Annotated in this window: 8 protein-coding genes and 1 pseudogene; 8 read left to right on the top strand and 1 reads right to left on the bottom strand. The window is 60.8% G+C overall.

Annotated elements, in window-relative coordinates; all coding sequences use genetic code 11:
* Nucleotides 1–235: 235 nt before the first annotated feature.
* Nucleotides 236–1,186 (bottom strand): DUF1853 family protein, encoded by a 951-nt coding sequence (locus tag ACIONG_RS05890; RefSeq protein ID WP_401297378.1) that lies wholly within the window; start codon nucleotides 1,184–1,186, stop codon nucleotides 236–238.
* A gap of 115 nt (nucleotides 1,187–1,301) precedes the next feature.
* On the opposite strand from ACIONG_RS05890, the gene ACIONG_RS05885 reads away from it, so the two are divergent.
* From ACIONG_RS05885 to pepN, 8 genes and pseudogenes are all read left to right on the top strand, one after another.
* The gene (locus ACIONG_RS05885; protein WP_003224174.1) at nucleotides 1,302–2,192 is read left to right on the top strand and encodes an NAD(+) kinase; all 891 of its coding nucleotides are present in this window, start codon (nucleotides 1,302–1,304) and stop codon (nucleotides 2,190–2,192) included.
* Nucleotides 2,189–3,163: a metallophosphoesterase gene (locus ACIONG_RS05880; protein ID WP_371919307.1), complete on the top strand. Its 975-nt coding sequence runs from the start codon at nucleotides 2,189–2,191 to the stop codon at nucleotides 3,161–3,163. Before ACIONG_RS05885 ends, ACIONG_RS05880 begins: the two co-directional genes overlap by 4 nt.
* Before the next feature lie 57 nt (nucleotides 3,164–3,220).
* The gene (locus tag ACIONG_RS05875; RefSeq protein WP_103303516.1) at nucleotides 3,221–4,570 is read left to right on the top strand and encodes a 26S protease regulatory subunit; all 1,350 of its coding nucleotides are present in this window, start codon (nucleotides 3,221–3,223) and stop codon (nucleotides 4,568–4,570) included.
* Nucleotides 4,570–5,055 (top strand): hypothetical protein, encoded by a 486-nt coding sequence (locus tag ACIONG_RS05870; protein ID WP_103303517.1) that lies wholly within the window; start codon nucleotides 4,570–4,572, stop codon nucleotides 5,053–5,055. Before ACIONG_RS05875 ends, ACIONG_RS05870 begins: the two co-directional genes overlap by 1 nt.
* Nucleotides 5,055–5,978 (top strand): tetratricopeptide repeat protein, encoded by a 924-nt coding sequence (locus tag ACIONG_RS05865; RefSeq protein WP_401297375.1) that lies wholly within the window; start codon nucleotides 5,055–5,057, stop codon nucleotides 5,976–5,978. The genes ACIONG_RS05870 and ACIONG_RS05865 overlap by 1 nt, the downstream gene beginning before the upstream one ends.
* Nucleotides 5,979–6,085: 107 nt before the next feature.
* Nucleotides 6,086–6,346 carry a YeaC family protein gene (locus ACIONG_RS05860; protein ID WP_008079610.1) on the top strand — a complete coding sequence of 87 codons (261 nt, stop codon included), beginning with the start codon at nucleotides 6,086–6,088 and terminating at the stop codon, nucleotides 6,344–6,346.
* Nucleotides 6,343–7,173, top strand: a complete 831-nt coding sequence (locus ACIONG_RS05855; RefSeq protein WP_277758216.1) for a DUF2797 domain-containing protein — start codon at nucleotides 6,343–6,345, stop codon at nucleotides 7,171–7,173. The genes ACIONG_RS05860 and ACIONG_RS05855 overlap by 4 nt, the downstream gene beginning before the upstream one ends.
* Before the next feature lie 10 nt (nucleotides 7,174–7,183).
* Nucleotides 7,184–8,028: pseudogene (gene pepN / locus ACIONG_RS05850) on the top strand (aminopeptidase N); the annotation flags it as partial.

The raw sequence follows: 8,028 nt of genomic DNA, 5'->3' as shown, positions 1-8,028 counted from the left end.
AGTACTCGAGCTAACGCTCATTGTGTTGAGTGGTGAAGGTCAAAGGCGGTACTCGAGCTAACGCTCATTGTGTTGAGTGGGGCGGCATGCGCCGCGTTTGAGGTGTACTCATTTCTTTGTGGGAGCTGGCTTGCCAGCGATGGCGGCCTGAGAGCCAACCTGTTTTTGTCGGTTGTACTCCACCCTGTGGGAGCGAGCCAGCTCGCGAAGAGGCCGGTATTGGCAAAATATTCTTTCAGGCCTGGCCCGGTACGTTCGGCCAGAGATCGGAAACGAGGAATAGCCGCTCTGCCTCTTCCCATTCCCCCTGCGCATTCTCGGTCAGGCGCACCATCAGTTGCGCCGGGGCCAGCGGCTCCAGTGCATCCAGCCACATCTGCAAGTGCTGTTGCTCCCAGGCCTGATCCGCCGGGTAGTGCGCCGGTGCCAGCCAGGCGTGGCGGGGCAGGGGTTGCCAGCGGCCGGCCGGGCGCTGGGTCACGAAGGCTGGCCAGTCTTTCTGATGCAGCCAGCTGCCGCGCAGATGCTGTGGATGCGCGCCGCTCGGTGATTCAGCCGTGCCCGGCCATGGATAGAGCAAATACCCGCCCAGCCACAGTTGCGCACTGAATACTTCGATATCCAGCGCCGCCAAGACTTCGCGGCTTTCCGGGCGCGCCGAAATCGGCAGTTGATGCTCGGCCAGATGCGCCAGTTTGCGGTCCAGTCGATCATGGCAGCCCGGGCCCAGCCATTGCGCCGGGTCGCGGCCATCGCCGTTCTGCGGGCCGAGGTAGAGCTTGATCGCCAGTTCCAGGTGATGTACGCCGTCGCGATCACGCAGCAGCATGTCCAGTTCACCGAGGGTATGGCCCTCGCGGCGGATCGGCAGGTTCGCCGCGATCAGTTCGATCCCCGGCGCGTGCTCCACGGCAAACTGCCACAGTCGCTCGTAATACAGGCCCAGGCGCCGGGTGCGTGCCTGGGACAACCAGTGCAGCAGGCCGTAACTGTCGCGATCGAGTTGGCGTAGCCATTGTTCCAGTCGCTCGGGATCGCCCACCCAGTCGCTGCCCGCCAGCGGATGACGTTGCGGCCACGGGGTGGTGGCGAGCATCGGCGGGGCGAGGATGACCCACGCCAGATCGCGCACTTCGGGATGGCGTAATTGGTGGGGTAACGAGAGCAGCTCGGGAAATAGGATCATCTTGCGAGCATAGCCTTAAACACGAGGTCATCCTTGAGGCTGAAAGGATTTTGTCTAACGGCGGCTTTCGCCCATAATCGGGTTTTTCGCGTTTTCGATTGTCCGCAGAGGTCCCATGGAGCAATTTCGTAATATCGGCATCATCGGTCGCCTGGGCAGTTCCCAGGTGCTGGATACCGTCCGCCGACTGAAACGCTTTCTGCTCGATCGTCACCTGCATGTGATCCTCGAAGACACCATCGCCGAAGTCTTGCCGGGCCATGGCCTGCAAACCTCGTCGCGCAAGATGCTCGGTGAAGTCTGCGACATGGTCATCGTCGTCGGCGGTGACGGCAGCCTGCTCGGCGCCGCCCGGGCGCTGGCTAAGCACAATATCCCGGTGCTCGGCATCAACCGTGGCAGCCTCGGCTTTCTCACCGACATTCGCCCGGATGAGCTGGAAGTCGAAGTGGCCAAGGTGCTCGACGGCCACTATCTGGTGGAAAACCGCTTCCTGCTGCAAGCCGAAGTCCGCCGCCATGCCGAGGCCATCGGCCAGGGCGATGCGCTTAACGACGTAGTGCTGCACCCCGGCAAGTCGACCCGAATGATCGAGTTCGAGCTGTACATCGACGGCCAGTTCGTCTGCAGCCAGAAGGCCGACGGCCTGATCGTCGCCACGCCGACCGGTTCCACTGCGTACGCGCTGTCTGCCGGCGGGCCGATCATGCATCCCAAGCTCGACGCCATTGTGATCGTGCCGATGTATCCCCATATGTTGTCGAGCAGGCCAATTGTGGTCGATGGCAACAGTGAGCTGAAAATCGTCGTGTCGAAAAACATGCAGATTTACCCGCAGGTCTCCTGCGACGGGCAGAACCACTTCACCTGCGCGCCGGGCGACACCATCACCGTCAGCAAGAAAGCCCAGAAGCTGCGGTTGATTCACCCGCTCGACCACAACTACTACGAAGTCTGCCGGACCAAGCTTGGCTGGGGCAGCAAGCTGGGCGGTGGAGGCGACTGATGCTCGATCCCGCGCGCAGTTATGACTTGATCGGTGACGTGCACGGATGCGCCCTGACCCTCGAACACTTGCTTGACCGACTCGGTTATCACAAGCAGGGCGGGGTCTGGCGACATCCTTCACGCATGGCCGTGTTCGTCGGCGACATCATCGACCGTGGCCCGCGAATTCGCGAGGCGTTGCACATCGTCCATGACATGGTCGAGGCCGGTCAGGCGTTGTGCATCATGGGCAACCACGAATTCAACGCGCTCGGCTGGAGCACTCCGGCGCCACCGGGCAGCGGCAAGCAATTCGTGCGTGAACATACGCCGCGTCATGCGCGTCTGCTCAATGAAACCCTGACCCAGTTCGAAGGCCATCCCGGCGATTGGCATGATTTTCAGCGCTGGTTCTATCAGTTGCCGCTGTTTGTCGATGCCGGGCGTTTTCGCGTGGTGCACGCCTGCTGGGATGCCGGGCTGATCGAGCCGTTGCGCGCGCTGTTCCCGAATGGCTGCATCGACGAGCATTTCCTGCAGTCTTCGGCAGTGCCCGGCAGTTTTGCCTGCACCGTGTTCGATCGTTTGTTGCGCGGCACCGATATGCGCCTGCCCGATGGCCAGACCATGATCAGTGGTGACGGTCTGGTGCGGTCGTTCTTCCGCACCAAGTTCTGGGAAGACGATCCGAAAACCTACGGCGACATCGTGTTCCAGCCCGATGCATTGCCGGAGCCGGTGGCGCAAACCCCGCTGACTTCCACTGAAAAGAATTCGCTGCTGCGCTACGGCGTCGACGAGCCGTTGCTGTTTGTCGGGCACTACTGGCGCAGCGGCAAACCGGCGCCGATCCGCCCGAACCTCGCCTGTCTGGATTACAGCGCCGTGCTCTACGGCAAACTCGTTGCTTATCGCCTGGATCAGGAAACCCGCCTCGATCCGCATAAATTCGTCTGGGTCGATGTCGAGCGGCCGGAGGTGCTGCAATGATCGCGGTCTGCTCATTCTGCTATTTCAATCTGCAACTGGCTGTCACAAGGATTCACCATGGATGACACGACGCTGGATCAACTCGAGGCCGCGCTGCTGGCCTCGCCGGGAAACGTCGCGTTGCTGACGCTGGTGCTCAAGGCCTGCCTTGAGCGCAATGACAGCCAGCGCGGCCTCAAACTGCTTCCCGCCGACCTGCACCAATTGCCGGACGCCGAGGCTCTGAAGCCGATCGCCGCGCAGCTGTACCTGGGCGCCGGGCAGGCTGAAAAAGCCTTGAACCTGGCGAGCGGTGAGGGCGCCCATCTGCAACTGTTGCGCGCACGGGCACTGGCCGACCTTGATCGCCTCAAGGAAGCGTTGGTCGAGTACCGCGCCGCCATCGCTGCCAACCCGGCGTTGGAAGACATGGCGCTGTGGCGTCGCCTGAACGTGTCGGTGGTGGATTTTGCCGCTGGCGAAGGGCGGCCGAAACTGCGGGTGATCTCCAACGACGACACCGATCAGACGGAAGTCCGCCGACTGTTGGTGCCAGACACCGAAACCGTGACGTTCAACGACATCGGTGGCCTGGACGATCTGAAAAAGACCATCCATAAAAAGATCATCCTGCCGTACCAGAAGCCGGGGTTGTTCGAGCGCTTTCGCAAGCGCGTCGGCGGCGGTGTGCTGCTGTACGGGCCGCCTGGCTGCGGCAAAACCTTACTGGCCCGAGCCACCGCCGGCGAGTGCAAGGCGAAGTTTTTCAACGTGGCGATTTCCGACGTGTTGGACATGTACATCGGCGAGTCCGAACGCAAGTTGCACGCCTTGTTCGAGCAGGCGCGGGCGCAGGCACCGGCGGTGATGTTCTTCGATGAAGTCGAGGCGCTGGGCGGCAAACGCTCCAATACCCGCGAGTCGACGTCGTCGAAACTGGTCAGCCAGTTCCTCTCGGAAATGGATGGCTTCACCCATGACAATCATGGCGTGCTGATCCTCGCGGCAACCAACGTGCCGTGGTCGGTGGATTCGGCGTTCCGCCGTCCCGGTCGCTTCGACCGCGTGTTGTTTGTGCCGCCACCGGATCGTGCCGCCCGCGAAAACATGCTGCAACTGATGGTCAAGGGCCGTCCGCTGGCGGCTGATATCGATTTCGCCTTCCTTGCCAAACACACCTCGGGCTTCTCCGGCGCGGACCTCAGCGAGCTGGTGGAAACCGCCGCCGATGAAGCCATCGAAGAGTCGATCAGTGAAGGCGCCGAGCAACCGATTTGCGACCGCCACTTCAAGCAAGCCTTGAAAGAAGTCCGCGCGACGACGCTGGAATGGCTGACCACCGCCCGCAACTACGCGCGTTATGCCAACGAAGGCAATCAGTACGACGAAGTGCTGGCGTTTCTCGACAAACATGGCAAGGGACGCTGATGGGAACCCAGAATATTTACCGCATTGAAGACGAACCGCGTCCGGGCGGCCTGGCGCGGTTTGCCGTGTCGCCGTTCTGGCCATTGCTGGCGCTGATGATGGGCGGGCTATGGCTGGGTTTGCCGTGGTTCGTGCTCAACTCGGTGGCCGTGGGCAGCCCGACGCGCAAGCGTGAGTGGATCTGGGTTGGCGTCGGTGCCGTGGGCAGCGTGATCCTCGGACTGGCCTTGATCAGCTTGTTGAACAACGGCTACCTGAGCACTCAGGCACAGATCCAGTACGCCTTGCTGGTCCTGGTGGTGTGGAAACTGAGCATCGGTTACGTGCTGTACACCCTGCAGAACTCGACCATCGAGCTGTATCAATATTATGGCGGCGTGCTCAATCGCTTCGCGCCGCTGGTCGCGCTCGCAGGCGCCTTCCTGCTCAAAGGAATCGTGGTCACTCTGGTGCCGGCGACCCTTTGGTATCTGGTGGTGAGCTGATGAATACCTCTTATCTGCTGCAAGTGGCTTATCAGCGGTTGCAGTCCGGCCACAACGACGGCGCCATCGACAGCCTGCGACAGTTGCTGGCCGATGACCCGGAATGTGCCGAAGCCCACGCCTTGCTGGCGCTGTGTCTGCTCAACATGCGTCGTCTGCATGCCGGGCGCCACGAAGCCTCGATGGCGTTGGCGATGGACCCGGCGTTGCCGTTGGCGCATTACGCCGCCGCGCATATCTACATGGCTGCGCGGCAATTCAAGAGTACCGAACAGCACCTGTTGCAGTTGCTCGACATGGAGCCGACGGAGCCGCGTTACTACCGCAGTCTTGCGGACCTGTTTCAACTGACCGGGCGCCTTGCGCAGAGTCAGGCGCTGCTGGAAAAGGCGCTGGAGCTGGGCCCTGACGATCCGGCCAATCTGGTGGCGATGGCCGAATATCATCAGGCCTGTGGCCATTGGCAGCAGGCCGAAAGTTTTGCCCGACAGGCACTCCAGGCCGATCCCGGGCATGCCGGGGCCGTGGTGGTGCTGGGTCGTTTGCTGCTGCGTCAGGGCGATATCAACGGTGCACGCGAACACGCGATCTGGGCCCTGCAGGAAAACGCCAGCAATGTCTCGGCTTTGAGTCTGCTGACCGCCGTGAAGGCGCGCAGCAATGTGTTCATGGGGCTCTGGTGGCGGTTCAACAGCTGGATGAACGACCGCAGTACGACCGGCGCCATCATTCTGTTGCTGGCAATGTTTGTGGTGTACCGCGTTACCGTGATCACCCTCACCGCACAGGGCTACCCCGGTGCCGCCGAGGTGATCGACTGGGTTTGGCTTGCGTTCGCCCTTTACACCTTCACCGCACCGCAGATTTTCCGGCGTGCGCTGGAGAAAGAACTGACCCAGGTAAAACTTTCAAGGGAGTTCTAGGACGCCGGGCATTGCGCCCGGCGATCCGCTCGCTGACCTGATGCCCGGCAGTGTCTTGCCGCTTCAGCGCCGTTAAACTAGCGACATTCATTGGAGAGTGTTCAAACATGTCGTCTTTTGCCGAAATGATCAAAAACATCACCCCGGACATCTACGAGAGCCTGAAACTGGCCGTGGAAATCGGCAAGTGGTCGGACGGTGGCAAGCTCACCGCCGAGCAGCGTGAACTGTCGTTGCAGGCGATGATCGCCTGGGAAATCCAGAACCTGCCTGAAGATCAGCGCACCGGTTACATGGGCCCGCAAGAGTGTGCGTCGAAGTCGATCGAAGTGCCGAACATCCTGTTCAAGTCGGATGCCATCCATTGATCGAGATTGGCCGCGGTGCAATCAGCAAAATGTCGGCGCGCCTGGACGGGCCGAATGTGCAATACGCGTTTCGTCTGGATGACGTCGAGGTGCCGGTCAACCCGTTGATCGGCACCACGGTGCGTCTGGAGTACCTGGGGGCGATTCACTGCACCCATTGCGGGCGCAAGACCAAAACCAGTTTCAGCCAGGGTTACTGCTACCCGTGCATGACCAAACTGGCCCAGTGCGACCTGTGCATCATGAGCCCGGAGCGTTGCCACTACGACGCCGGCACCTGCCGCGATCCAGTCTGGGGCGAACAGTTCTGCATGACCGATCACGTTGTGTACCTGGCCAATTCGTCAGGGATCAAGGTCGGCATCACGCGTGCTACCCAGTTGCCGACCCGTTGGCTCGATCAGGGTGCGAGTCAGGCCTTGCCGATCATGCGTGTATCGACGCGTCAGCAGTCGGGCTTCGTTGAAGACTTGTTCCGCAGTCAGGTGGCCGACAAGACCAACTGGCGTGCACTGCTCAAGGGCGATGCGGTGGCGGTGGATCTGGCACAGGTGCGCGATCAGTTGTTCGAAAGCTGCGCCGAAGGCCTGCAAGGCTTGCAAGAGCGATTCGGCCTACAAGCGATTCAGACGATTGCCGATGTAGAACCTCTCGAAATCCGCTATCCGGTCGAGCAATACCCGGCCAAAATCGTCAGCTTCAACCTGGACAAGAACCCGATTGCCGAAGGCACGCTGCTGGGGATCAAGGGTCAGTACCTGATCTTCGACACCGGCGTGATCAATATTCGTAAGTACACGGCTTATCAGCTCGCCGTGCATCAATAAGGACTCCAGCATGCGCACCGAACAACCGAAGATGATTTACCTGAAGGACTATCAGGCGCCTGAGTACCTGATCGATGTAACACACCTGACCTTCGAGTTGTTCGAGGACCACAGCCTGGTCCACGCGCAACTGGTGATGCGCCGCAACCCGGCACGTGGCGCCGGCCTGCCGCCGCTGGTGCTCGATGGCCAGCAGCTGGAACTGCTCTCGGTGACCCTCGCCGATAAAGAGCTGGCTGACGGCGACTATCAGTTGTCCGAGAACCATCTGACCCTGCAACCGACCAGCGAAACCTTTACGGTCGACACCAGCGTCAGGATCCACCCGGAAACCAACACCGCGCTGGAAGGCCTGTACAAGTCCGGCACGATGTTCTGCACCCAGTGCGAGGCCGAAGGCTTCCGCAAGATCACCTATTACCTCGACCGCCCGGACGTGATGAGCAAGTTCACCACCACCGTGGTCGCCGAACAGCACAGCTATCCGGTGCTGCTCTCCAACGGCAACCCGATTGCTTCAGGCCCGGGTGAAGACGGCCGGCACTGGGCAACGTGGGAAGACCCGTTCATGAAACCGGCGTACCTGTTCGCGCTGGTGGCCGGTGATTTGTGGTGCGTTGAAGACACCTTCACCACCATGACCGAGCGCACGGTCGCGCTACGCATCTACGTCGAGCCGGAAAACATCGACAAGTGCCAACACGCGATGAACAGCCTGAAGAAGTCGATGCGCTGGGACGAAGAGGTCTACGGTCGCGAGTACGATCTGGACATCTACAAGAACAACCCCTTCAACTACTTCAACAAGTCCTCGAAGAAGAACAAGTCCAACAATATCTTCAACAACACCAACCA

The organism is Pseudomonas sp. NPDC087817 (genome assembly GCF_044742875.1).
Taxonomy (GTDB): Bacteria; Pseudomonadota; Gammaproteobacteria; order Pseudomonadales; family Pseudomonadaceae; genus Aquipseudomonas.
This window is presented reverse-complemented; position numbering and strand designations above follow the sequence as displayed.